Annotated in this window: 21 protein-coding genes; 15 read left to right on the top strand and 6 right to left on the bottom strand. The window is 36.7% G+C overall.

Going from position 1 to position 22320, the window contains the following annotated elements; translation table 11 throughout:
- The first annotated feature begins 18 nt into the window (after positions 1-18).
- The 4 genes from C8269_RS03320 (at position 19) to xdhC (ending at position 5264) form a co-directional block, all read left to right on the top strand.
- Entirely contained in the window at positions 19-1398 is a 1380-nt protein-coding gene (locus C8269_RS03320) for a uracil-xanthine permease family protein (protein WP_106460431.1), read from the top strand.
- A 129-nt stretch (positions 1399-1527) separates the two neighbouring features.
- Positions 1528-3822 (top strand): xanthine dehydrogenase subunit XdhA, encoded by a 2295-nt coding sequence (gene xdhA / locus C8269_RS03315; RefSeq protein WP_106460430.1) that lies wholly within the window; start codon positions 1528-1530, stop codon positions 3820-3822.
- A gap of 10 nt (positions 3823-3832) precedes the next feature.
- Positions 3833-4720, top strand: coding sequence for a xanthine dehydrogenase subunit XdhB (xdhB, locus tag C8269_RS03310; RefSeq protein WP_106460429.1), 888 nt, complete (start codon positions 3833-3835; stop codon positions 4718-4720).
- Positions 4710-5264: a xanthine dehydrogenase subunit XdhC gene (gene xdhC / locus C8269_RS03305; RefSeq protein ID WP_106460428.1), complete on the top strand. Its 555-nt coding sequence runs from the start codon at positions 4710-4712 to the stop codon at positions 5262-5264. Before xdhB ends, xdhC begins: the two co-directional genes overlap by 11 nt.
- Before the next feature lie 106 nt (positions 5265-5370).
- On the opposite strand, the gene C8269_RS03300 is transcribed toward xdhC, so the two are convergent.
- Positions 5371-7359, bottom strand: a complete 1989-nt coding sequence (locus C8269_RS03300) for a hypothetical protein (RefSeq protein WP_106460427.1) — start codon at positions 7357-7359, stop codon at positions 5371-5373.
- A 298-nt stretch (positions 7360-7657) separates the two neighbouring features.
- Between C8269_RS03300 and hydA the strand changes: the two genes are divergently transcribed.
- Genes hydA through C8269_RS03270 form a run of 6 tightly spaced genes read left to right on the top strand, consistent with a single transcriptional unit; the run spans position 7658 to position 14508 of the window.
- Complete coding sequence (gene hydA, locus C8269_RS03295) at positions 7658-9028, top strand: dihydropyrimidinase (protein ID WP_106460426.1); 1371 nt, start codon at positions 7658-7660, stop codon at positions 9026-9028.
- Positions 9029-11662: a selenium-dependent xanthine dehydrogenase gene (xdh, locus tag C8269_RS03290; protein ID WP_106460425.1), complete on the top strand. Its 2634-nt coding sequence runs from the start codon at positions 9029-9031 to the stop codon at positions 11660-11662.
- Positions 11655-12356 carry a selenium cofactor biosynthesis protein YqeC gene (gene yqeC / locus C8269_RS03285; protein WP_106460424.1) on the top strand — a complete coding sequence of 234 codons (702 nt, stop codon included), beginning with the start codon at positions 11655-11657 and terminating at the stop codon, positions 12354-12356. Before xdh ends, yqeC begins: the two co-directional genes overlap by 8 nt.
- Positions 12346-12918 (top strand): nucleotidyltransferase family protein, encoded by a 573-nt coding sequence (locus tag C8269_RS03280; protein WP_106460423.1) that lies wholly within the window; start codon positions 12346-12348, stop codon positions 12916-12918. Before yqeC ends, C8269_RS03280 begins: the two co-directional genes overlap by 11 nt.
- Positions 12911-13714 carry a selenium-dependent molybdenum cofactor biosynthesis protein YqeB gene (gene yqeB, locus C8269_RS03275; RefSeq protein ID WP_199792151.1) on the top strand — a complete coding sequence of 268 codons (804 nt, stop codon included), beginning with the start codon at positions 12911-12913 and terminating at the stop codon, positions 13712-13714. The genes C8269_RS03280 and yqeB overlap by 8 nt, the downstream gene beginning before the upstream one ends.
- The gene (locus C8269_RS03270; protein WP_106460421.1) at positions 13711-14508 is read left to right on the top strand and encodes an XdhC family protein; all 798 of its coding nucleotides are present in this window, start codon (positions 13711-13713) and stop codon (positions 14506-14508) included. Before yqeB ends, C8269_RS03270 begins: the two co-directional genes overlap by 4 nt.
- 40 nt (positions 14509-14548) lie before the next feature.
- On the opposite strand, the gene C8269_RS03265 is transcribed toward C8269_RS03270, so the two are convergent.
- From C8269_RS03265 to selD, 5 genes are read right to left on the bottom strand one after another with little or no spacing between them, the layout of a single operon-like run.
- The gene (locus C8269_RS03265; RefSeq protein ID WP_106460420.1) at positions 14549-14767 is read right to left on the bottom strand and encodes a DUF6290 family protein; all 219 of its coding nucleotides are present in this window, start codon (positions 14765-14767) and stop codon (positions 14549-14551) included.
- Between the two features lie 36 nt (positions 14768-14803).
- The gene (locus C8269_RS03260) at positions 14804-15940 is read right to left on the bottom strand and encodes an aminotransferase class V-fold PLP-dependent enzyme (protein ID WP_106460419.1); all 1137 of its coding nucleotides are present in this window, start codon (positions 15938-15940) and stop codon (positions 14804-14806) included.
- Positions 15930-16193 carry a DUF3343 domain-containing protein gene (locus tag C8269_RS03255; RefSeq protein ID WP_106460418.1) on the bottom strand — a complete coding sequence of 88 codons (264 nt, stop codon included), beginning with the start codon at positions 16191-16193 and terminating at the stop codon, positions 15930-15932. Before C8269_RS03255 ends, C8269_RS03260 begins: the two co-directional genes overlap by 11 nt.
- Positions 16187-16786, bottom strand: a complete 600-nt coding sequence (gene yedF / locus C8269_RS03250; protein ID WP_106460417.1) for a sulfurtransferase-like selenium metabolism protein YedF — start codon at positions 16784-16786, stop codon at positions 16187-16189. The genes C8269_RS03255 and yedF overlap by 7 nt, the downstream gene beginning before the upstream one ends.
- A 9-nt stretch (positions 16787-16795) precedes the next feature.
- Positions 16796-17809 (bottom strand): selenide, water dikinase SelD, encoded by a 1014-nt coding sequence (gene selD / locus C8269_RS03245; RefSeq protein WP_106460416.1) that lies wholly within the window; start codon positions 17807-17809, stop codon positions 16796-16798.
- Positions 17810-17993: 184 nt separating this feature from the next.
- Between selD and C8269_RS03240 the strand changes: the two genes are divergently transcribed.
- The 5 genes from C8269_RS03240 (at position 17994) to C8269_RS03220 (ending at position 22281) form a co-directional block, all read left to right on the top strand.
- A complete protein-coding gene (locus tag C8269_RS03240; RefSeq protein WP_106460415.1) occupies positions 17994-19142 on the top strand; it encodes an aminotransferase class V-fold PLP-dependent enzyme in 1149 nt (382 codons plus the stop codon).
- A complete protein-coding gene (locus C8269_RS03235) occupies positions 19139-19363 on the top strand; it encodes a DUF3343 domain-containing protein (protein ID WP_106460414.1) in 225 nt (74 codons plus the stop codon). Before C8269_RS03240 ends, C8269_RS03235 begins: the two co-directional genes overlap by 4 nt.
- Positions 19360-20127, top strand: a complete 768-nt coding sequence (locus C8269_RS03230; protein WP_106460413.1) for an acyl-CoA dehydratase activase — start codon at positions 19360-19362, stop codon at positions 20125-20127. The genes C8269_RS03235 and C8269_RS03230 overlap by 4 nt, the downstream gene beginning before the upstream one ends.
- Positions 20124-21275 (top strand): double-cubane-cluster-containing anaerobic reductase, encoded by a 1152-nt coding sequence (locus tag C8269_RS03225; protein ID WP_106460412.1) that lies wholly within the window; start codon positions 20124-20126, stop codon positions 21273-21275. Before C8269_RS03230 ends, C8269_RS03225 begins: the two co-directional genes overlap by 4 nt.
- Positions 21276-21411: 136 nt before the next feature.
- The gene (locus C8269_RS03220) at positions 21412-22281 is read left to right on the top strand and encodes a DegV family protein (protein ID WP_106460411.1); all 870 of its coding nucleotides are present in this window, start codon (positions 21412-21414) and stop codon (positions 22279-22281) included.
- The last annotated feature ends 39 nt before the right edge of the window (positions 22282-22320 follow it).

Genomic DNA, 22320 nt, shown 5'->3' with positions numbered 1-22320 from the left:
AATAAACAAGGAGAAATTATGCGAAAAAATACAACTGGCCCCGTATCAAAATCTTTATTTGATATAGATGGTAAGCCTGATTTAAAGAAATCTTTTCCTATAGCCCTTCAGCATTTGCTAGCGATGATTGTGGGTAATACACTTCCAGCAATCGTTTTAACAAATACTTTGGCTAATACTGACCACGCCCTTACTGCGGCTCAGTCAATTTATCTAATCCAAGCAGGAATGTTTGTAGCAGCCCTTGCCACCTTCCTTCAGCTATATCCAATTATAAAACTAGGTCTTGGATCTAGACTTCCAATGATAATGGGTGTATCTTTTGCTTATATCCCAGTAATTAACTCTGTTGCTGTCAAGTATGGAATTGGAGCAGTCTTTGCCTCACAAATTGTAGGTGGCGTTATAGCCTTCCTTGTGGGAATGAATATCAAAAGACTTTACAAATACTTCCCACCAATGGTCTCAGGTACTGTAGTTCTTACTATAGGTCTTTCCCTTTACTCAGTAGCCCTTAACTATATGGCAGGAGGAAATGGAAACCCTAACCAAGGTGCTATGGTTTATTGGATTGTAGCCCTTATAACCCTTGCTGTTGTTCTAATTTGTAATATGTTTGGTAAGGGTCTTGTAAAATTATCAGCTATCCTTATTGGTATTGTTGCAGGCTATATTGCATCTCTATTTTTCAACATAGTTGACTTTTCTAAGCTTGCAGATGCAGCTTGGTTTACAGTTCCAAAAGTGATGCCTTTTAGCCTAGACTTCCACCTAGATGCTTGCATAACTATGGGTGTAATGTTTGTTGTAAACTCTATCCAAGCGGTAGGAGACTTCTCATCTACAACAACAGGTGGACTTGATAGACAACCAACAGAAAAAGAGCTTGAAGGAGGAATCAAGGCCTACGGTCTTACAAATATGGTATCTGCCTTCTTCGGTGGTCTTCCTACAGCTTCTTATTCACAAAACGTAGGTATAGTATCACTTACAAAGGTAGTATCAAGAGCAGTTCTTAGACTTACAGCTATCATGATCCTTATAGCAGGATTTATTCCTAAATTTGGTGCCCTAATGCTTTCTGTTCCACAAGCGGTAATAGGTGGTGCTACAGTAACAGTATTTGCTCAAATCACAATGAGTGGTATGAAGTTAATCACATCTGATGAAATGAGTGTTAGAAATGTGACCATAACAGGTCTTGCCATAGCTCTTGGTATGGGTATCACCCAAGTTAACCCAGTAGCCCTAGAGCAATTCCCACAATGGTTCAGGATGATATTTATATCTTCACCAGTAGTAATGTCAACTCTAATAGTCTTCTTCTTAAATATAATCTTACCAAAGAAGACAATAGCAGAAGAAGCTCGTGAAAGAGAAATGATGGATAAAGAATAAATTGTTTAACCCTTCAGTTTTAGAATTGGAGGGTTATTCTTTTGGAAAATTAAAAAATACTATAATTTTTTATGAAAATGTGATATATTTATACTAATAAGAGCCATTTAATTAAAGAAAGGAAACATAATGTACGTAGGTAAAAAAATCAAAAGGGTAGATGCTTTTGATAAGGTCACAGGTAGAGCCAAATTTACAGAAGATCTTATCCCAAAAGATGCATACACCGCCAAAATCCTCCATTCAAATATTGCCCATGGTAGAGTTTTAAATATTGATACTAGCGAGGCTATGAAGGTCGCAGGAGTTGTAAAGATTGTAACTTGCTTTGATGTGCCAAAAATCCAGTTTCCAACAGCAGGCCACCCTTGGTCTACAGAAATGGAACGTCAAGATGTGGCAGATAGACATCTCTTAAATGAACATGTAAGATTTTACGGAGATGACATAGCTGTAGTTATTGGTCGTGATGAGATAGCCTGTAAAAGAGCCTTAAAAAAGATTAAGGTTGAGTATGAAGAATATCCTGCGAATTTTGACCCAAAAGAATCTATAAAAGATGTCAAAGTCCCAATTCATGACGAATGTCCTAACAATATCCTAAAGCATACCACAAATAACAGAGGTAATTTCGAAGAAGCAATAAGGGAAGAAGGACTAATTAAGATAGTAGGGGACTATGAAACTCCAATAATTTCCCATTCACATTTGGAAAACCCAGATGTTTATGCCTACGAAGAGGCAGGCAAAATTGTAGTTGTAGCTTCCACTCAAATCCCACACATAATTAGAAGAGTAATAGGCCAAGCTTTAGGCATAGGCTGGGGCAAGGTCAGGGTTATAAAACCATACATAGGGGGAGGCTTTGGAAATAAACAAGATGCGCTTTATGAGCCACTTTGTGCCTTCCTAACAACCCAAGTAGGCGGTCATCCTGTAAAGCTTCTTCCAACTAGAGAAGAAACATTCGTTTCAACTAGGACAAGGCATGCCATGAAAATCCACCTCGAATCTTATGTTAGAAAAAATGGTGATTATGTTGCAAGACGAGTTGAAACCTACTCTAATGGTGGAGGCTATGCTTCCCACGGCCATTCCATAGCAGCCAAGGGGCTTAACTGTTTCCATCAGCTATATCCTTGTGAAAATATCAAGGGCGATGCTTACTCGGTTTATACAAATCTACCAACAGGTGGTGCTATGAGAGGCTACGGCATTCCTCAGGCTATGTTTGCCTATGAATCCCATCAAGACGATATAGCCAAGGCTCTTGGCATGGATCCGCTTGAATTAAGACTTAGAAATGTAATGCCAAAGGGCTATGTCGATCCATTTTCACACAATGAAAATTATTATGATTCCTTCAGAGATTGTCTAAATAAAGGTGCTGAAGCTATGGATTATTATGGCAAGAAGGAAAAATACAAAAACCAAACCGGCAATATCAGGTATGGGGTAGGATGTGCTGTTTATTGGTACAATACAGGTGTTTTCCCAATATCACTAGAATCTTCTTCTTGTAGGATGATTGTAAATGAAGATGGGTCTGTTCAGATGCAATTGCCTGAAACAGAAATTGGCCAAGGTGCTGATACAACCTTCACTCAGATGGCAGCTGACTGTCTTGGAATGAAAATAGAAGATATTCATATAATCTCAACCCAAGATACAGATATATCCCCATTTGGTTTAGGTGCCTACGCATCTCGTCAAACCTATATGGCAAGTTTTTCCATAACAAAAACTGCCAAAGAGCTTAAGGCAAAAATCTTAGACCAGGCTTATCTACAGACAAGGATAACCCCAAATAACCTAGATATCGTAAATTCAAATATAGTTAGAAAAGAAGATGGTAGGATTCTTCTGACAATGGAAGAACTTGCTACAGAAGCCCTTTACACCCTAAAGACTGAAAACCAACACATAACAGCAGAAACAACCCACACAGTAAGGACTAACGCTTATTCCTTTGGGGCAAGTTTTGCTGAAGTCAAGGTTGATATAAACCTTGCCAAAGTTGAAGTTCTTAAGCTTATAAATATTCATGATGCTGGTAAGATTATAAATCCACAGCTAGCAGAGGCTCAAGCCCACGGAGGCATGAGTATGGCAGTAGGTTATGCCCTAACTGAAGAGATGAAATACAATGACAAGGGTAGGATTTTAAATGACAACCTCCTTGACTATAAGTTAGGTACGATTGCAGATACACCAGAATTTGAAGTCTACTTTGTAGAAAATCCAGAGCCAACTTCACCATTTAATACCAAGTCCTTAGGAGAACCTCCAACATGTTCTCCAGCCCCTGCAATAAGAAATGCAGTCTTAAATGCGACTGGTATTTCTGTAAATAAGATACCAATGACCCCACATGTCCTCTTCCCACTCTTTAAGGAAAATGGACTAATAGATAATGACTTATAAGGAGGATTAGATGTACGATATAAGAGAAATAAAAGAAGCCTACTCTATAGATGAGGCTTGCAAATTACTAGCAGAAGATCCAGGCCTTAAAGTCATAGCAGGTGGTACAGACCTACTAGTTAAACTTAGGGAAGGGTCAATCGAAAGCCCTAAGCTTCTATCAATTCATTTGATAGATGACCTAAAGAAAATAACCATTGATGATGAGGGAGATATAGAAATAGGTGCCCTAGCTACTTTTACAGAAATAGCAGAAAATCCTATAATTAAAGAAAACCTTCCAGAGCTAGCCGAAGCAGTCCTTACTGCAGGTGGTCCACAGCTTAGAAATGCAGCCACAATTGGGGGTAATGTTTGTAACGCAGCTCCCTCTGCAGATTCTGCTCCGATGTTATTCTGCCTAGAATCCCTTGTAAATATTGTAAGTGCTGATGAAAATAGGTGCGTCCCAATTACAGAGTTTTACCTAGGCCTTGGAAAGGTTGATTTAAAGGATAAGGAATTTGTAAAAAGTTTCACACTTACAAAAGAAAATTATGAAAATTGTATAGGAAAATATTTTAAATACGCCATGAGAAATGCCATGGATATAGCGACAAGCTCTTGCGCTACACTAGTTAAACTCGATAGTGATTTAAAGATAGAAAAAATCAGGGCTTGCTACGGAGTTGCATCAGTAATTCCTGTTAGGGCCTATAAGGCAGAAGAAGAGTTTGTTGGCAAAGTCTTAACAGAAGAAAATATCAAAGCCTTTGCTAAACTTGCCCTTGAAGAGCTATCGCCAAGAGATTCTTGGAGAGCAAGCAAGGCTCTTCGTACTCAAATCCTATATGAAATTTGCATAAGAAACCTAGAAGCTATCCTAAGTATTTACAAAGGAGAAAATGATGAAAATTAAACATAGCAGGGAATATGGTCCCTTTGCTCCGAGAATAGATGAACTATCTGATATAGATCCTTCTTATAAAAGAGTAAGGTGTACCCTAAATGGCATTCCAGTTGATAAGATGGTCGATACTAGAGCTAGTCTTACAGATTTTCTAAGAAATGACTTTGGTCTTACATCAGTTAAGAAAGGTTGTGAGGTAGGCGAGTGTGGAGCCTGTTCTGTCCTAATCGATGGAAAAAGCGTCGATTCATGCCTATATTTAGCAATTTGGGCAGAAGGAAAAGATATCTGGACTACAGAAGGTCTAGTAGCAAGCGATGGTTCAATATCAATTATACAACAAGCTTTTATCGACCAAGCTGCAGTCCAATGCGGTTTTTGTACACCAGGTTTTATAATAACAGCCACAGAGATAGTAGCTAGGGGGCAAAGGTATGATAGAAGTGAGCTTAGAAAGCTTTTAGCAGGCAATATGTGTAGGTGCACTGGTTATGAAAATATCCTAAGAGCTGTTGAAGAGGCTATAGAAATCGAGATAGAAGCTAGAGGGTAAATATACTTACTTTACCTAATCAGGAAGTTTCTATACACAAAATTTTACACAGTCTCAATAAAGCAAAATCCCAGGAAATATAGTCTTCCTGGGATTTAGTATTTTATTAAATTTCTAATTCAAATTTATTTATGATTTTTTCAACTTTTTTGTGAAGTTCTTTTTGCTTGTTAATTAAATATTTTAATAAGTCACGTTTACCATCTGACATTTTAGCAGTCTTTAGATAATATTCTGCATTCTCTACAACTTTAACGCTATTTCTATAAGCAATTTTTAATTTGTTGATAGATCTTTGGCGGATTTCATTTACCTTTTCTTCGGATGATTTTTCATTTATCAAGCTTGGGTAGTCATAGATAATATTTTGATTATAAAGGTATAGGTTTAAGTCATCTATGTCCTTGCCTAGCTTAGATATCTTATCATTAAGTTCAGCTAGTAATTTTTCAAGTCTTTCTTTTTCTTGATTTTTACTTGTGATATTTGCATTGATTTCATTAAGTCTAGCTTGAATTTCTTCCCTTTCTCCCTTAAGAGTATCAAGTTCACTCTTAAGTTTTGATCTATCTTCGTCTGTAAGTGAGTCGATTTTTTCCTTATCGCTCTTTACTTGGTCAAGTTCTTTCTGGAGATTTTTGATAATATTTTCTAAATTAGAAACATTTGTCTTATTTGCTAGAAGTTTTTCTCTTAATTCTTTTAATTTTGGATCTTCTTTAGATTCTTCTTCCTTTGGTCCACCATTTTTGATAAGATCAAGGAGTTCTTTGTAATAGACTAGTTGATTTTCGAGTTTGATTCGTTTTTCCTCATAAGGGGTTGCTTCTCTTTCTATCGATTTTCTCTCAGAAGTTAGTTTATTTATTTCTTCCTTTATTTCATTATAAGTTTTCTCTTTTTGTTTGTATTCTTTATAATCTTCTTCGGAGTCTTTATTTACTTTTTCAACATTATTTAGATAATAGAAGTCGTTTTTACTTTTGGATTGTATACTAAAAAGCCATCTTCTTTTACCATTACTTATTTCATTTTCAAGTTCAATTTTCTCTCTTATGGCATATTTTTCGTTTAATGCATCAGTAATTGATGTGTGATTTTTTGTTATTTTAAAATATGAATCAAGTGCAGATTGATGTTCTTTATTTAATTCTTTAATTTTGTCCTCTACTTCTTTTTGGCTAAGAGTGTTATTCTTAAAATCGCCTCTAGATTTATGCTTTGTTTCCTCCTTGCCTATATCTATTGATTCAGAAGTATGATCTTCGTAGGTAAATCCCCTGAAGGCAATTTGATTGTCTTTAGCAACTTTTACAGCTTCTTCAGTGTTTTTAACTTTTACTTTTGAAGCCTCAAATTCTTTTTTCAATTCTTCTACTTCTTTTTGGTAGTTTTCAACATCTTCTGTCTTGTAATCACTAGAATTGGTTAAAACTTTACCTAGGAATTCGTTTTTAACTTTATACTTGTATTCTAAAATACCGTGTTCAACCTTTACTTCTATCAAATTTTGTCTAGCATCATTATAAATCCTGTTGAGTTTCCAAGCTTTATCTATTTCTTCTTTTCTTTGCTTTTCTAGTTCTTCAGCTTTTTTCTTTTCAGCCTCTGCATCTATTTCATTTTGCTTAGGATTTTCTTCCTTTTTATCTTTAGCTTCAATATCATCAATTTGTTTTTGGATTTCCTCGCCTTCTTTTTTGGCAGTTTCTAAAGATTTATCCTTTTCAGAGATTTTTCCTTCTAAATCAGATATTTCCTTATCAAGCTTTTCTTTGCTCGCTTTTTCATCAATGAGGGTTTCATTTGACTTGATCTTAATATTTTTATCATTTAAAGCATTCTTAGTTTCGGTTTTTTCTTTGTTTAACTTATCAAGGTCTTCATTTACTTTATTTAGTTCATTTTCAGTTTGTGTTTTTTCTTCATTAAGATTGGATAATTCGCTTTTCTTGGAAGCGATTTCTTTTTTAATAGAATCTTCACTTTTATCTGCTCCTGGAGCTACACTTGCATAAGATTTTGGCAGGGTAAATACTGTAGGACTTAGCAAGAGGACTGCTAGGGCAGGGATGAGTAGTTTGTTATTTTTCATGATTTTCTCCTTAAAACATTTTCTTTCTTTCATTATATTAGCAATTGTATAAAAATCAATAAAATATCTATATTTTAAATCTCGTTATCTTGATAAAGATAATATGAAATTATATGTCAAGTATTAGTGGATTTGAATATTTTATAAATTAAAACTATGGAAAAATAAAAAACAAAAATTTTTCAAAAAGCCCTTATCAAAATCGACTATTTATGATAAAATATATATGAGTGCAAACGTTATTTGCTAAGTTTATTTTTAAGGGTGATATGTTACATATCATTTGTAAGGAGTTTTAATGAGTATTTTACTTAAAAATGCGAAAATTATTGGAGAAGACGATTTTCTTATCCGTGATATTTATATAGAAGATGAAAAGATTTCAGAGATATCTGAAAATATTGAAAGATATGCCGACAGTACTATCGATTGCAAGGAAAGGCTAACTATGCCTGGTGGGGTGGATGTTCATACACATTTATCACTTGATCTTGGCAAGTTTATTTCAATTGATGATTTTTATACAGGCACAAGGGCAGCAAGCTTTGGTGGAACTACTTCTATTGTTGACCATATAGCCTTTGGTCCTAGGGGAAGCCTTGTTTCTGATGAGATTAAAAAATATCACAAGATGGCTGAGGGTAATGCTGTAATTGATTATTCCTTCCATGGAGCTATCCAAGAAGTAACTGATGATATTTTAGATGAAATAGAAAAACTTTTTGACGAAGGAATCGTTTCTACAAAGATTTATACAACCTACGGTGGCATGCTAGATGATAAGCATATGTTAAGGGTCCTTCAAAAAGCAAAGGAAACTGGAACTGTTGTTTGTGTCCACTGTGAAAATGACGGGATGATTGCAGATCTTAGAGAAGAAGCGAAAAATAAAGGCAATCTTGCTCCAATCTACCATGCCAAGACTAGACCAGCTGAGGCTGAGGCAGAAGCTATTAATAGGCTTATTTATCTAAGCGAAGTGGCTGGTTTTCCAAAACTTTATATAGTTCATACTTCATCAGCCCTAGGTCTTAGAGAAATCAGGAAGGCAAGGGCAAGAGGTGTCAAAAACCTATACTGTGAGACCTGCACCCAATATCTGACCCTAACCGATGAAAAATATCTAGAAGGCGGGGAAAGCCAGGGTGTTAAGTATATATGCGCTCCACCACTTAGGAAAAAATCCGATGTAGATGCCCTTTGGGAGGGAATTATAGATGGGACAGTTGATGTAATTGCTACTGACCATTGTCCATTCTTCTATGAAAGTGAGAAGCTTCCTTACAAGGATGATTTCCTAAATGCCCCAGGTGGGATTCCTGGAATTGAGGAGAGGATGGAAGTAGTACTTACAGAAGGTTTAAAAAGAGGCGTTTCTCCACAAAGGCTAAGAGATTTACTATGTACTAATCCTGCAAAAATCTTTGGCCTAGGCTACAAAAAAGGAAGTCTAGAAGTTGGAAAAGATGCAGATATAGTTGTTTTTGACCAGGAAAAATACACTATAAGTCAGACAAATCGCCACTCCAACTGTGATTACACGACCTATGAGGGCTTTGAAAGTGATTTTAAAGTAAAGATGGTCCTTTCTAGGGGAGAAGTCATCTTAGAAAATAGTGAATATAAAGCCGAAAAGGGCAGAGGAAAATTTATAAAGAGGAAATTTTAGATGACAAATATATTAATTGGCGAAAGACTCCCGAATGTGGAGCCTTTCCTTGTGAAAATAAATGGAAATACTTATGAAACTTATGAAGATAAGAGCCTTTTAAGGTTTTTAAGAGACGATTTACATATAACATCTGTAAAAGATGGTTGTTCCCAAGGTGCTTGTGGGACTTGTTCAGTCATAGTTGGCGATGCCAAAAAACTTGCCTGTACTCAAAGATTATCTAAACTCAAAGACCAGGAAATCCTTACCATAGAAGGCCTAACAGAACTTGAAAAAAAGGCCTTTGTCCATGCCTTTTCAAAGGCAGGAGCTGTCCAATGCGGTTTTTGTATACCAGGTATGGTAATGAGTGGGGCAGCTATTATAAGAAAAAATCCTAATCCTACAAAAGATGAAATAAAAGAAGGCATCAAGCAAAATATTTGTAGGTGTACAGGCTATGTAAAAATTGTCGAGGGCATCAAGCTTGCCTCTGAGATTATAAATGGCTCTATTGAAATGACTACAGATGAGCATGACAGAGTAAAGGTTGGGGATGAATTTATTAGAATTGATGCCCACGACAAGGTCTTAGGAATCGGCGAATATGTCGATGACATGATTTTTGATGATATGAAGGTTGCTTCTGCAATCAGGAGTAAGTACCCAAGAGCAAGAATCTTAAAGATCGATAAAAGTAAGGCGGAAGCTTTAGAAGGTGTCTATGGAGTCCTCACAGCTGCAGATGTACCAAATAATAAGGTTGGCCATATCTTCCAAGATTGGGATGTATTTATAGCTGAGGGAGATGTTACGAGAAGTCAGGGAGATGCTATTTGTCTAGTGGTTGCCGAAAATGATAAGATTCTAGAGGAAGCTAAAAAGCTTGTTGAGATTGAATATGAAGAGCTAACTCCAGTTTCATCTATTGCAGAAGCAGAAAATCCAAATTCTCCTTTCATCCATCCTACAGGCAATCTTTGCCAAGAGCGTCACGTAAGCCGTGGCAATGTCGAAGAAGCCTTTAAGAAATGTAAATATATAGTTGAAGAGACTTACACCACTCCTTTTACAGAACATGCTTTCCTTGAGCCAGAATGTGCAATAGCTGAGCCAATTGGGGATGGGGTCAAGATTTATACTACAGACCAATCTGTATATGATACTAGAAAGGAAACCCTAATCATGTTTGGTTGGGAAGATCAACCAGAACGTGTGGTAGTTGAAAATAAACTTATAGGTGGTGCTTTTGGTGGTAAGGAAGACGTTTCCTGCCAACACCTTGCAGCCCTTGCTGCCTATAAATTCCAAATTAGGGTAAAAATTAAATTTAGCCGTGACGAATCACTAAAATTCCATCCAAAAAGACACCCAATGATTGGAACATTCAAACTTGGTTGCGATGAAGAAGGCAACTTCCTAGCCATGCAGGCAACAATAAAAATGGACACAGGAGCCTACGCTTCTCTTTGTGGACCTGTTTTAGAGCGTGCTTGTACCCACTCAGTTGGCCCATACCATTATGAAAATACTCAGATAGATGGCTATGGTTATTACACAAACAACCCACCAGCAGGTGCCTTCAGGGGCTTTGGAGTTTGCCAATCAAACTTTGCCTTTGAAAGTAATATAAATCTCTTAGCAGAAAAAGTAGGCATTTCTCCATGGGAAATCCGCTACAAAAATGCTATAAGACCTGGAGAAGTCCTCCCTAATGGCCAAATCGCAGATTCATCTACAGCCCTTGTAGAAACTCTAGAGGCTGTTAAGGATGTCTATGAAGAAAATATTGACAGGGCTGGTATTGCCTGCGCTATGAAAAACGCCGGTGTAGGTGTAGGTCTTCCTGATAAGGGTAGGGCAAAGATAAGAATAGAAGATGGCAAGGTAAATATTTATTGTGCTGCAAGTGACCTTGGCCAAGGAGCTCAAACAGTATTTAAGCAAATGGCCCTAGATGTCCTAGGTTTAAGCTTTGATCAGGTAAATATAATTCATCCAAATTCAGGAAATTCACCAGATTCTGGTACATCATCAGGATCTCGTCAAACTTTGATTTCTGGTGAAGCAATCAAGAAAGTTACAGAAAAATTAAAAATAGATTTGGATAAGGTTGATGATATAAGTAAGCTAGAGGGAAAAGAATACTTCCACGAATATTTTGACCCAACAGACCCATTAAATTCTGACAAAGAAAATCCAGTTAGCCACATAGCCTACGGTTTTTCTACAAATGTGGTAATATTAAATGATGATGGAACAATAAGAAAGGTAGTGGCTGCGACAGATGCAGGCAAGGTTATCAATCCAAAGGCCATCGAAGGCCAACTTGAAGGTGGTATAGTCATGGGACTAGGCTATGCTCTTACAGAAGATTTCAAACTAGATAAGTCCAAGGTTAAGGCCAAATACGGTAATCTTGGCCTATGGAGAGCACCTATGATACCTGAAATAGAAACGACCTTTGTGGCTAAGCCAGATGATGAGCTCCTAGATAGGGCATTTGGTGCTAAGGGTGTAGGGGAAATTGCGACAATTCCGATAGCTCCAGCTGTTCAAGGAGCCTATTATAAGCTAGATGGCATTCTCCGTAGGGATTTTCCAATGGTAGAAACCGCCTACAGCAAGCCAAAGAAGAACTTTAATGAATAAAATAAATGAAATATTTGATATAAAAAAGCATGATATAATTTCTATAACAGGAGCAGGGGGCAAGACTAGTCTTATGGCAAGTCTTGCCCTTAGCTTGTCAAAAAAGGGGAGGGTCCTAGTCACAACTTCGACCAAAATCGCCCTGCCTAAAAAAGGTTTTGATAGGATTTTTACGAGCTTTGATGATTATTTTGATGACAAGAAAGCAAAAATAATCTGCCTAGGAGAAAAAGTCCCTGATAAGGATAAGCTAGCAAGTATTGGCTATGAAAATCTTTCGAAAATCGTAGGTGATTTTGATTATGTTTTGATAGAAGCAGATGGTTGTAGAAACTTGCCTCTTAAATTTTGGTATCCACATGAACCTGTAATCTATGATCTAACAACAAAAGTTATAGGTATCCTACCAATTAAAATTATGGGTAAGCTGGCAAGTAGTGATTTTATTTATAATTTCCAGGGCTTTTCAAAAAATATAGGTACTGGTATTATAGATTCTAAGATGATTAATAAATTAATAGCCTATGACAAGGGCTTTTATAAGGTATTTGAAAAGGAGAAATATTTTTTCTTTAATCAAGTAGAAAGCAAGGAAGATTATTATAATATAGAAAAATTTAAGAAAGAATTTGACTTTGCTGATATTAAACTAAGATATGGATCACTAAAGGAGGGAAAATTTTATGAAAATTAACGCAATACTAATGGCATCTGGTCTTTCAGAAAGAATGGGCAAAAATAAACTAATGTTAGATTTTAAGGGTAAAAAGATTTATGAGCACACCCTAGACCTCTTGGAATCTCTAGACTTTGACAAGGTCATAGTTGCATCATCCTATGAAGAAATCCTAGCAGATGCTAAAAATAGGGGCTTTGTTAGTCTAGAAAATGATAATAATGCTATTGGCAAGTCTTCATCAATTAAATTAGGGGTAAATGCGTGTGAAGAAGATGCTGCGATGATGTTTTTTGTAGCAGACCAACCACTCCTAAGCAAGGAAACTTGTGAGAAATTAATAGCAAGCTTTAAGGAAAATCCACAAATGACTTATCCAGTTGTCGGTCTTAGAAGAGGAGCACCTGTTATTTTCCCACCAAGCTTTAGGGATAAACTCTTAAGCCTAAAAGAAGACCAAGGTGGTATGGTTTTTGCCAAAGACAATCCAACCAATAAGGTCGAGATAGGTTCAGAAGATGAGCTTATAGACATAGATACTCTCGAAGCCTACGAGAAATTAAGGCGTGACCATGAATAAAAATCTCGTAATAGTAAGGGGCGGCGGAGATGTCGCCACAGGGACTATCCAGAAATTAAATAGGGTAGGCTTTGATGTTTTGGTTCTTGAGATAGAAAGACCAACCTGTATAAGAAGAAATGTGGCGGTAGCCCAGGCAATTTTTAAAGGAGAGATCCAAATAGAGGATATAAGGGCTGTAAGATGTGAAAATATAGAAGAAATCCAGAGGGCCTTTAAAGATAATCTTATAGCTGTCGCAGTAGACCCTGAAGGAAAATATATAAAAGAACTAAGGCCTATATGTGTAATTGATGGTATCCTTGCTAAGAAAAATCTAGGCACAAATAAGGATATGGCACCCATTACCATAGGTCTGGGTCCAGGCTTTGAGGCAGGGCGTGATGTAGATTTAGTAATAGAAACTAATCGTGGCCATGACCTAGGTAGGCTAATTTTTGAGGGTCCTGCAGCTGCAAATACAGGTAATCCTGGTAGTATCAATGGCTTTACCACAGAAAGAATACTAAGATCCCCTGCTTCTGGCAAGGTCCACATAATAAAAGATTTGGGTTCTGTTGTAAAAAAGGGTGATGTCGTAGCAGAAGTTTCCGGCAAAGATGTCCTAGCTGGCCTTGATGGGATGGTTCGTGGCATGATAAATGAAGGATTAGAAGTTTATCAAGGAATGAAAATCGGTGATGTAGACCCAAGAGTGATACCTAAAAATGCCAAAACCATATCAGATAAGGCAAGGCTAATCGGTGGTGGAGCGTTGGAAGGACTTTTGATATTAAAAAGAAGGAAGGGCCTATGAAAGCTGAAATTTTAGAGATAATCTATGAGGAAAATAAAAAAGGCAAAGACGCTAGCCTTGTTTTTCTTATTGAAAATAAGGGGTCAACCCCAGGTGAGGATAATTCTCTCATGGCTGTTTTATCTGATGGAAGATCTTTTGGGACAATAGGTGGAGGCAAAATCGAAGCAGATGTGATTAGAAGGACTATCGAAGGCTTTAAAGATGGCGAATCTTTTGAATTTGACTATAATCTTTCAAAAGATGGAGAGCTTAAGATGTCTTGTGGGGGCAATTCTCGTGGCTTTGTCAAATATTTTAAGGCATCAAGTCGCCTTATAATCTTTGGTGCAGGCCATGTATCACAAAAGCTAGCAAGGATTGCTACTAGGACTAATTTTGAAGTAACAGTAATAGATGATAGGGAAGAATTCAAAGATTCTCCTGACTTTGCAGGCATAAAGGAATATTTGGCAGAGTCAATTGATGAAGCTATAGAGAAAATAGACTTCGATAAAGAAAAAACTTATATAGTCCTCTGCACCAGGGGCCACAGCCAGGATGCTGAAGTTTTAAGAAATATCCTAGATAAGGAATACAAATATCTAGGAATGATAGGATCAAAAGCTAAGGTAATATCTGTCTTCAAAGACCTAGAAGAAGAGGGCTATGATAGGGATAAGTTAAATAAGATCTACACCCCAATAGGCCTTGATATAGACAATGGATCAGTAGAAGAGATAGCTATATCCATAATGGCTGAAATCTTGATGATTAAAAACAAAAAATCTGGCCAAAGCCAGAAATTTAATTAGAATAAGATATGAAAATAGACCCGATTTGGGTCTATTAGTTTTATATGCCAAGATCAAGTTTCACTTGGTCACCAGAGTAGAATTTCATCTTATCTTTGTTTAATAAATAATCCTTTATTAATTCGTTATCAAAATCTTCTTTAATTTTTTCAATCAAAGTGTATCTAGCCCAAGCTGCTAGAGAGAGATTTTCTTGTTTTGCAAGAGTTTCTAAGCTTTTTATCTCTTCATCACTAAATTTTATTTTAAGGGTATTCATTATATAAACTCCTATTTTAAAATTTCATCCAGATATTTATAAAATATTTTGAGAGATTTCTTTGATAGCATCTATAGCAGTATCCACTTCATCATTAGTGTTAAAATATGAAAATGAAAACCTAAGAATGCCTTGAATTTCTGTGCCAAAGTGCTTGTGGATTAGGGGAGCGCAGTGGGCTCCGGGTCTTACCTGGATATTATAGTCTTCATCAAGGATCAAGGCTATTTCATCAGATGGTATATCTCCTATATTAAAGGATACGATTGGACTTTCTAGGTATTTCCATTCTTTAGAATAGAATTTTATATTTTTGATCTCTTCTATTCCCTTATAAAATCTTTTGGCTAAGCTAAGAGTTTTATTATTAATTTTATCTATTCCTTCGTCTAAGATATAATCAATTCCTGCTTTTAGGGCGACTTGTCCAACAAAATTTTGTGTCCCTGGCTCAAAGATTTGCGGGAAGGAAGCTGGCATGCTTTTAGCAAATGAATTTATACCGCTTCCGCCAGAAAAGACTTGTTTGAAAGCAAAGCTTCCATTTTTAATAAGGCCACCAGTCCCGCTTAGGCCGTAGAGGGACTTATGGCCGGTAAAAGCAAAGAGGGAATTTTCATATTTTCCTATATCAATATCAACAAGTCCCAGGCTTTGGGCTAGGTCTACAATCATTATAAGCTCATTTTCTTTTGCAAAGTCATATAACCTATCAAGGTCGTTGACATTGCCTAAAAGATTTGATGCAGAATTTACTACAAGGTATTTTGTATTTTTTTTAAGCAAGGTTGGAAGGTCCTGGTATTTTAGATTGAAATTTTCATCAAAGTCCAAAAATGAAAGGCTAGCACCACTTTGGTAGAGGGGACGAAGGACAGAATTGTGCTCTGTAGTCGTCGTTATTACATGGTCATCCTTTTCTATAAGGCTAAGGATAGCAAAATTTAGGGCATAAGTAGCATTTGGGCTAAAGAGGATATCTGAAGGATTTCCTATATGGCAGAGTCTTGCAAAAGCCTTCTTGCTTTCATAAATTGCCATCATGGTATTTTGTGATAAAAGGTGACCTGACCTTGATGGATTACCAAAAGATTCAGCTTCTAATATTTCGATAATTTTTTCTTTTACTGCATCTGGTTTATGGAGACTTGTTGCTGCATTGTCAAAATACATATTTTTCTATTAGCCTCCTTCCATTTTTATCTTTTCCCATTAAATAAATTCTGTCATAATCATCTTTCGTAAGTATTTTCAAAGCCTTATCCAAATCTTCTTTCTTAATTCTTAGGGCAAAGCCACAGCCTGCATCTATTTCTGGAGGTAGGGGTATGAGCCTTGCCTTTTTGAAATCTTTGACCTTATCAAGGGCCCTGGCGGGGTCTTCAAATTTAGCGAAGGAGAAGAGGATAAATTCTTCTCCTAGCATGGGCTAACAACGTGGTGACTTCTTAAGATTTCTACAATCTTATACATATTTGTAATCTCTCCTACAGCTAGTTTCTCCTTAAGCTTGTAATTGCCTAGGCAAAGTCCACAAGAAAGGATTTCTACACCCTTGTCAGCGAGATTTTTGAGATCTTCTATAGTTTTTTCATTATCGCTAGTCAAAAAGACACCCCTATTATAGAAAATCACTTTTTCTGGAAGTACATCTTGTTCTGTAAGGGCATAGATAAAGCCTTCAAGTAGGCTCTTAGAAAAGTCTTCGTCGCCATTTCCCATCCTATCATCAGATATAGCTACAACATATGATGATGTATTCATAGCTTGGGCATCCTCCATGATTTCGCAAAATTCTTCAGGGTTTTTCTTTAGACTTACCCTATAGACCCCATCCTTGATTTTCTCACAAGATGACTCTATTTTTAATTCCTTGGCCATCTTGGCTAGATTTTGCGTAGCAACTTCATTGTCTACAAGGATTTCGAAGTATGTTTCATCTGGATTTTCCTTAATAAGTTTTTTTGTTTCTATTACTGGTATTGGGCAAACTTTTCCTAAACAATCAATTTTTTTCATAACATCTCCTTATTTTACAATTATAGGGTAAGATCTTTTCTTCATAACTTGGCCGATTTGCCAAATTTCTAGACCTTGTTTTTCAAATTCATTTTTAATTTTTTCTGCCTCTGATTTTTCTACTGCCACACACAGGCCTCCTGAAGTTTGTGGGTCAAAGAGGACTTCTTCCATGGCAAAGTCATCAATCATAAACTCGACCTTATCTGATAGGTAGGATCTGTTATTCTGTCCCCCTGAAGTGTAGAGAAATTCTCCTGCAAGGTCCTTTGCTGGACTTAAGATAGGTACTTTTTTGCTATCTATTACTATAGAATAGTCATCTCCTGCCATCTCTGACAGGTGCCCTAAAAGTCCAAAGCCTGTGATATCTGTAGCGGCGTGGATATGGTAATTTACAAATATATCCCTAGCATACTTATTAAGCCTAGCCATCTGGCTCACACAAGCCTTAAAGTCATTTTCACTTACAAGGCCCTGGGCATAATTAGCAGTGACTAAGGCTGTGCCGATTTTTTTAGTAAGTAAGATGACATCGCCATCTTCTGGAGTATTATTTTTCCAAATTTTAGATTTTTCTACCTTGCCTGTCACAGATAGGCCGTATTTTATGGTCTTATCATGGATAGAATGGCCTCCTGTAAGGCTTGCCTTAGCCTCAGTAACCTTATCATTGCCACCACGAAGGATTTCTCTTAATATAGCAAAGTCCTCTTCCAGAGGGAAGGTTACTATATTTAGTGCAGAAATCACCTCTCCACCCATGGCATAGACATCGCTTAGGGCATTGGCAGCGGCGATTTGCCCAAAAAGGTAAGGGTCTTCGACCATGGTAGGGAAAAAATCCAAGGTCTGAATTATACAAGTCTTACCATCTATATCTATAACAGCTGCATCATCTTTCTTGTCAAAGCCAACTATTATATCATCCCTTCTATAGGGATTTATATCCTTTAATAGGGAATCTAAATTACCAGCGGCAATTTTCGCATTGCAACCACCGCATACTTCTAAATTTTTCATAAGGCCTCCTTCTAATATTTTACCAAATTTTATTAAAAATGAAAAAGAACTTGCAAACAATACCATAGGAATTTGATAAGCATTATCAAAGAATTGAAATATAAATATTTGAGGCTAGTAAAACGTTTGACAAGTAAGCTGATATATTAGATAATAGTGGGGGAAAGAAAGATAGGGGATGAATATGATTTATTTAGATAATGCAGCCACAAGTCTTACAAAACCAGACCTTGTTAAGGATAGGCTTATGGAAAATTTTAATAAAATTGGAAATCAATCCAGGGGTTTTAATAAAATAAGTCTAGCAAGTCTTCATATGGTTTTAGATACTAGGAAAAAACTTGCAAGGCTCTTTAATATAAAAGACCCTAGAAGGATTGCCTTCACATCCAACGCTACAGAGGCTTTAAATATTGCTATATCTTCTTTTATTGGCAAGGGAGATCACGTTATAACATCTGTCATTGACCATAATTCAGTACTCCGTCCCTTGTATCTTAAGGAGGCTGAAGGAGCAGAAATATCTTTTATAGATTTTAAGGATAGGAAAGAGGGCCTACTTGATTATAATTTGATAGAAGGCCTAATTGAGCCTAATACTAAGGCCATAATCATAAGTCATGTTTCAAATGTCACTGGCAATATCACAGATTTAGCTTTTATATCTAAGCTTTGTAAAAAACATGGCCTTATCTTAATCGTAGATGCTGCCCAAAGTGCGGGACTTCTTGATATAGATGTTGAAAAAAATGGCATTGATTGCCTTTGTTTTACAGGTCATAAGGCGCTTTTTGCCATGCAGGGCATAGGGGGAATATACATAAGAGAGGGGCTTGTTCCGAAACCTATTAAGGTGGGCGGTGCTGGCTTTGCATCATTTGATAAAAATCATCCCAGGCAAATGCCAGATGTCCTAGAAGCAGGCACCTTAAATGGCCACGGGATCTTATCCTTAAATGCTAGTCTAGATTACATAAACGAAATAGGTCTTGCTAATATTAGAAAGAAAGATATGGACTTACTTGCTTATTTTACAAAGAGACTTGAAGAAATCCCAGATATTGAAATATTTGGAGCTGCGGATTTGACTAAAAGGCTTGGGATAGTAGCCCTTAGGTCGTCAAAAATTCCTTCAGATAGGCTAGCTCAAATATTATCTGATGACTATGACATAGCTACAAGGTCTGGTGCACATTGCGCACCTCTTTGCCATAAGGCCCTGGGGACTGATTATGATGGTCTTGTAAGATTTTCTTTTTCATATTTTAATGAGAAAGAAGAGATTGACCAAGTAATCTTAGCCCTTAAGGAGATTTTAGGAGAAAAAAGATGATAGTAATAACATTTGATACAACAACTGATGCCATGATGATGGAGAATTTTGCCAAAGCTAATAATTTCGCAGGAAGGCTTATCCCTATCCCTAATGAGATATCAGCAGGATGCGGCCTAGCCTTTGAGGCGGAGATTACAGATATAAATCAAACAAAAAAGATTTTAGAAGAAAATATGGTCGCTTTTGATAAAATTTATGACCTGGGAGAAGTCAAATGAATTATGTAGGGATAGATATTGGCTCAACTGCAAGCAAGGTCTCTGTTATAGGTGATAAGACCTTTAACTTTGTAAGCCCGACTGGTTGGTCCTCTAAGGAAGTAGCTTGTGACATTAAAACTAGGCTTCTTGAAAGGGGCATAGATGTAACAAGCGATCAGACCCGTGTCACAGCTACAGGCTATGGTAGGGTGAGTGTTGATTACGCTGACTTTGTAATTACAGAAATAACCTGTCATGCCAGAGGGGCTAGGGTCTTGTCAGGGTCTGATAATCTAGCTGTTCTTGATGTTGGTGGCCAAGATACTAAGGCCATCCTCATTGAAGATAAGCTAGTATCAGAATTTCAGATGAATGACAAGTGCTCTGCCGGAACTGGCAAATTCATCGAGGTCATGGCTAATAAGTTAGGCCTTGGCATAGATGAATTATTTGATTTAGCCAAGATTGGAGAGCCTATCGCAATTTCTTCTATGTGTACGGTTTTTGCCGAAACAGAAATAACATCCCTTATTGGCGAGGGTAGGAAGAAAGAAGATATAGCAGCAGGAATTGTAGGCTCTGTCGCCCAAAAGGTCAGGCAGATGTATAACAAAATTGGAGAAAGCGATGAGCTTATCCTAACGGGTGGCCTTTCAAATGTATCCTACTTTGCAGAGGTCCTCTCAGATCTAATTGGCAAAGAAGTAAAAAATGTAGAAATTGGACAATTTGCTGGCTCTCTTGGAGCAGCATACTTAGCTAAGGAGAAGAAAAAAAGATGAATGAAGTAATAAAAGATTTACCAGAAATATTTGATGAATTTGCTGATGCGAGGAAAAATGCTTTTTTAAGTGTAAAGGAACTAAAGGATAAGGATATACCCCTAGTAGGAGCTTATTGTACATATTTTCCAGTTGAAATCGCTTGGGCAGCAGGTGCAGCAACGGTAGGCCTATGCTCAACTAGCGATGAGACCATTCCAGAAGCAGAAAAAGACCTTCCATCTAATCTCTGCCCGCTTATAAAATCTTCCTACGGCTTCGCCAAAACTGATAAGTGCCCATTCTTCTACTTTTCTGATGTGATAGTAGGTGAGACAACCTGTGATGGCAAAAAGAAAATGTATGAGCTAATGGATGAAATAAAGCCAGTCTATATGATGAACCTACCAAATAAACAAGATGAAAAGGCTAAGAGATATTGGGCAGATGAAGTAGCAGAATTTAAGACCTATATTGAAGATAAATTAGGCGAAAAAATCACAGAAGAGAAATTAAGATCAGCTATAAAGCTTGGCAATGACATAAGAGATGCCCAGAAAAATGTTGCCCAGACCATGAAGCTTGACCCAACACCGATGTCAGGTCTAGATCTTTTTCATGTCACCTACGGTACCCAATTTAAAATGGATAAAAAAGGTCTTGCAGATGAAATAAATGCTCTTGCAAAGAGAATAGTCGATGAATATGACCCATCTGCTAGGGAGAAAAAACCAAGAATTGTTGTAACAGGCTGTCCAATGGGAGGAGCTACAGAAAAGGTAATCAAGGCCATCGAGGATAATGGGGGAGTTATAGTAGCCTTTGAGAACTGCTCAGGAGAGAAAAATTTCGATAGAAATGTAGATTTAGAAGCTGATGACCTAATAAAATCACTTGCCGATAGGTACATAGACATAGGTTGTTCAGTAATGAGCCCTGATACCAATAGATTTGAACTTCTAGGCAGATTAATTGATGAATATAAGGCAGATGGTGTTGTGGAAATGGACCTTGTAGCTTGCCACACCTATAATGTGGAAAGAGAAAAAATAAAAAGATTTGTCCAGGAAGAAAAAAATATCCCATATACCTATGTAGAAACAGACTTCTCATCCCAAGATCTGGGTCAACTCAACACAAGAATGGCCGCCTTTATAGAAATGCTATAGGAGAATAATTCCTCTAAAAAATTATATAATCTATATATTATAAATAATTTCAGGTCAAATAATATCTTTATAAGCAAATTATGGTATAATATATAGCAAGAATCTAAATTTGATTATATAAAGATAGAGGTAATATATGAACGATTTTTGTTTACTAGGAGATTCTTGTATAGATTTTGATATGCAAGAAATAAAAGATAAAAACATTAGTTTAATCCCAATAAATACAGTTCTAGACGGGGTTGAATATGGCATAAATAAAGAGAGTATTAGCCTAGATAGATTTTACGAGCTTGTTAAAGCAGGTAAAAAGCACACGACAGTTGCAGCCAATCCTTTAACTTATGAAGAATACTTCAGAGAAGTACTTGAAGCAGGCAAGGATATTTTGTATGTAGGATTTTCATCAGGCTTATCTTCATCTTTTACAAATGCTTCTATAGCTTGTGAAAACCTAAGAGAAGAATTTCCAGATAGAAGAATAGAAATAGTGGATACTCTTGCAGGTTCGACTCAAGAAAGTCTAATTTTAGATATGGCTTACAAATTAAAGGTCAAGGGCCTAGATATGATTGAGATTAAAAAAATCCTTGAGGAAAAAATTCCTTACATTTGGGTAGAATTTGTAGTTGATGACCTAATGTATCTTCAAAAGGGTGGTAGGCTTTCAAAAGGCAAGGCAATCATAGGTCAAGCTATGAAAATTGCACCAATCCTAGTTACAGATAAGGATGGAAAGATAACCCAATATAAGAATGTAAGAGGTAGAAAAAAAGCTATAGCTAAGGTCCTAAAAGACATTGAAGAAAATATAGACACAAGTATCTGTAATGAAGTTTACCTATCATATTCATCAAATAGAGAAGAAGCAGAAATTATTAAAGAGGAAATAGAAGATTTAGGTATATCTAAGGTAAATCTCTATGAAATGAGCCTAACCATAGGAGCTCACACAGGACCAGATACCATAGTTTTTGCCTACGCATCAAAAAAAGCAAGAGAATAATTACTAAAGGAGCTAAATTTATTTTTGGCTTCTTTTTTT

Origin of the sequence: Anaerococcus sp. Marseille-P3915 (assembly GCF_900258475.1) — a bacterium.
Classification (GTDB): Bacteria; Bacillota; Clostridia; order Tissierellales; family Peptoniphilaceae; genus Anaerococcus; species Anaerococcus kampingae.
The sequence above is the reverse complement of the archived record's forward strand: the minus strand, read 5'-3'. Positions and strand labels throughout refer to the sequence as shown.

Excerpts from the sequence above, each read along its gene's own strand:
- C8269_RS03225 (WP_106460412.1), top strand. The coding sequence starts at position 20,124 with ATGAATGAAGTAATAAAAGATTTACCAGAAATATTTGATGAATTTGCT.
- C8269_RS03280 (WP_106460423.1), top strand. The coding sequence starts at position 12,346 with ATGAAAATTAACGCAATACTAATGGCATCTGGTCTTTCAGAAAGAATG.
- C8269_RS03235 (WP_106460414.1), top strand. The coding sequence starts at position 19,139 with ATGATAGTAATAACATTTGATACAACAACTGATGCCATGATGATGGAG.
- C8269_RS03255 (WP_106460418.1), bottom strand. The coding sequence starts at position 16,193 with ATGCTAGGAGAAGAATTTATCCTCTTCTCCTTCGCTAAATTTGAAGAC.
- C8269_RS03265 (WP_106460420.1), bottom strand. The coding sequence starts at position 14,767 with ATGAATACCCTTAAAATAAAATTTAGTGATGAAGAGATAAAAAGCTTA.
- yqeC (WP_106460424.1), top strand. The coding sequence starts at position 11,655 with ATGAATAAAATAAATGAAATATTTGATATAAAAAAGCATGATATAATT.
- C8269_RS03260 (WP_106460419.1), bottom strand. The coding sequence starts at position 15,940 with ATGTATTTTGACAATGCAGCAACAAGTCTCCATAAACCAGATGCAGTA.
- C8269_RS03270 (WP_106460421.1), top strand. The coding sequence starts at position 13,711 with ATGAAAGCTGAAATTTTAGAGATAATCTATGAGGAAAATAAAAAAGGC.
- selD (WP_106460416.1), bottom strand. The coding sequence starts at position 17,809 with ATGAAAAATTTAGAAGTATGCGGTGGTTGCAATGCGAAAATTGCCGCT.
- yedF (WP_106460417.1), bottom strand. The coding sequence starts at position 16,786 with ATGAAAAAAATTGATTGTTTAGGAAAAGTTTGCCCAATACCAGTAATA.
- xdhB (WP_106460429.1), top strand. The coding sequence starts at position 3,833 with ATGTACGATATAAGAGAAATAAAAGAAGCCTACTCTATAGATGAGGCT.
- xdhC (WP_106460428.1), top strand. The coding sequence starts at position 4,710 with ATGAAAATTAAACATAGCAGGGAATATGGTCCCTTTGCTCCGAGAATA.
- xdhA (WP_106460430.1), top strand. The coding sequence starts at position 1,528 with ATGTACGTAGGTAAAAAAATCAAAAGGGTAGATGCTTTTGATAAGGTC.
- C8269_RS03320 (WP_106460431.1), top strand. The coding sequence starts at position 19 with ATGCGAAAAAATACAACTGGCCCCGTATCAAAATCTTTATTTGATATA.
- yqeB (WP_199792151.1), top strand. The coding sequence starts at position 12,911 with ATGAATAAAAATCTCGTAATAGTAAGGGGCGGCGGAGATGTCGCCACA.
- C8269_RS03240 (WP_106460415.1), top strand. The coding sequence starts at position 17,994 with ATGATTTATTTAGATAATGCAGCCACAAGTCTTACAAAACCAGACCTT.
- C8269_RS03230 (WP_106460413.1), top strand. The coding sequence starts at position 19,360 with ATGAATTATGTAGGGATAGATATTGGCTCAACTGCAAGCAAGGTCTCT.
- C8269_RS03220 (WP_106460411.1), top strand. The coding sequence starts at position 21,412 with ATGAACGATTTTTGTTTACTAGGAGATTCTTGTATAGATTTTGATATG.
- C8269_RS03300 (WP_106460427.1), bottom strand. The coding sequence starts at position 7,359 with ATGAAAAATAACAAACTACTCATCCCTGCCCTAGCAGTCCTCTTGCTA.
- hydA (WP_106460426.1), top strand. The coding sequence starts at position 7,658 with ATGAGTATTTTACTTAAAAATGCGAAAATTATTGGAGAAGACGATTTT.
- xdh (WP_106460425.1), top strand. The coding sequence starts at position 9,029 with ATGACAAATATATTAATTGGCGAAAGACTCCCGAATGTGGAGCCTTTC.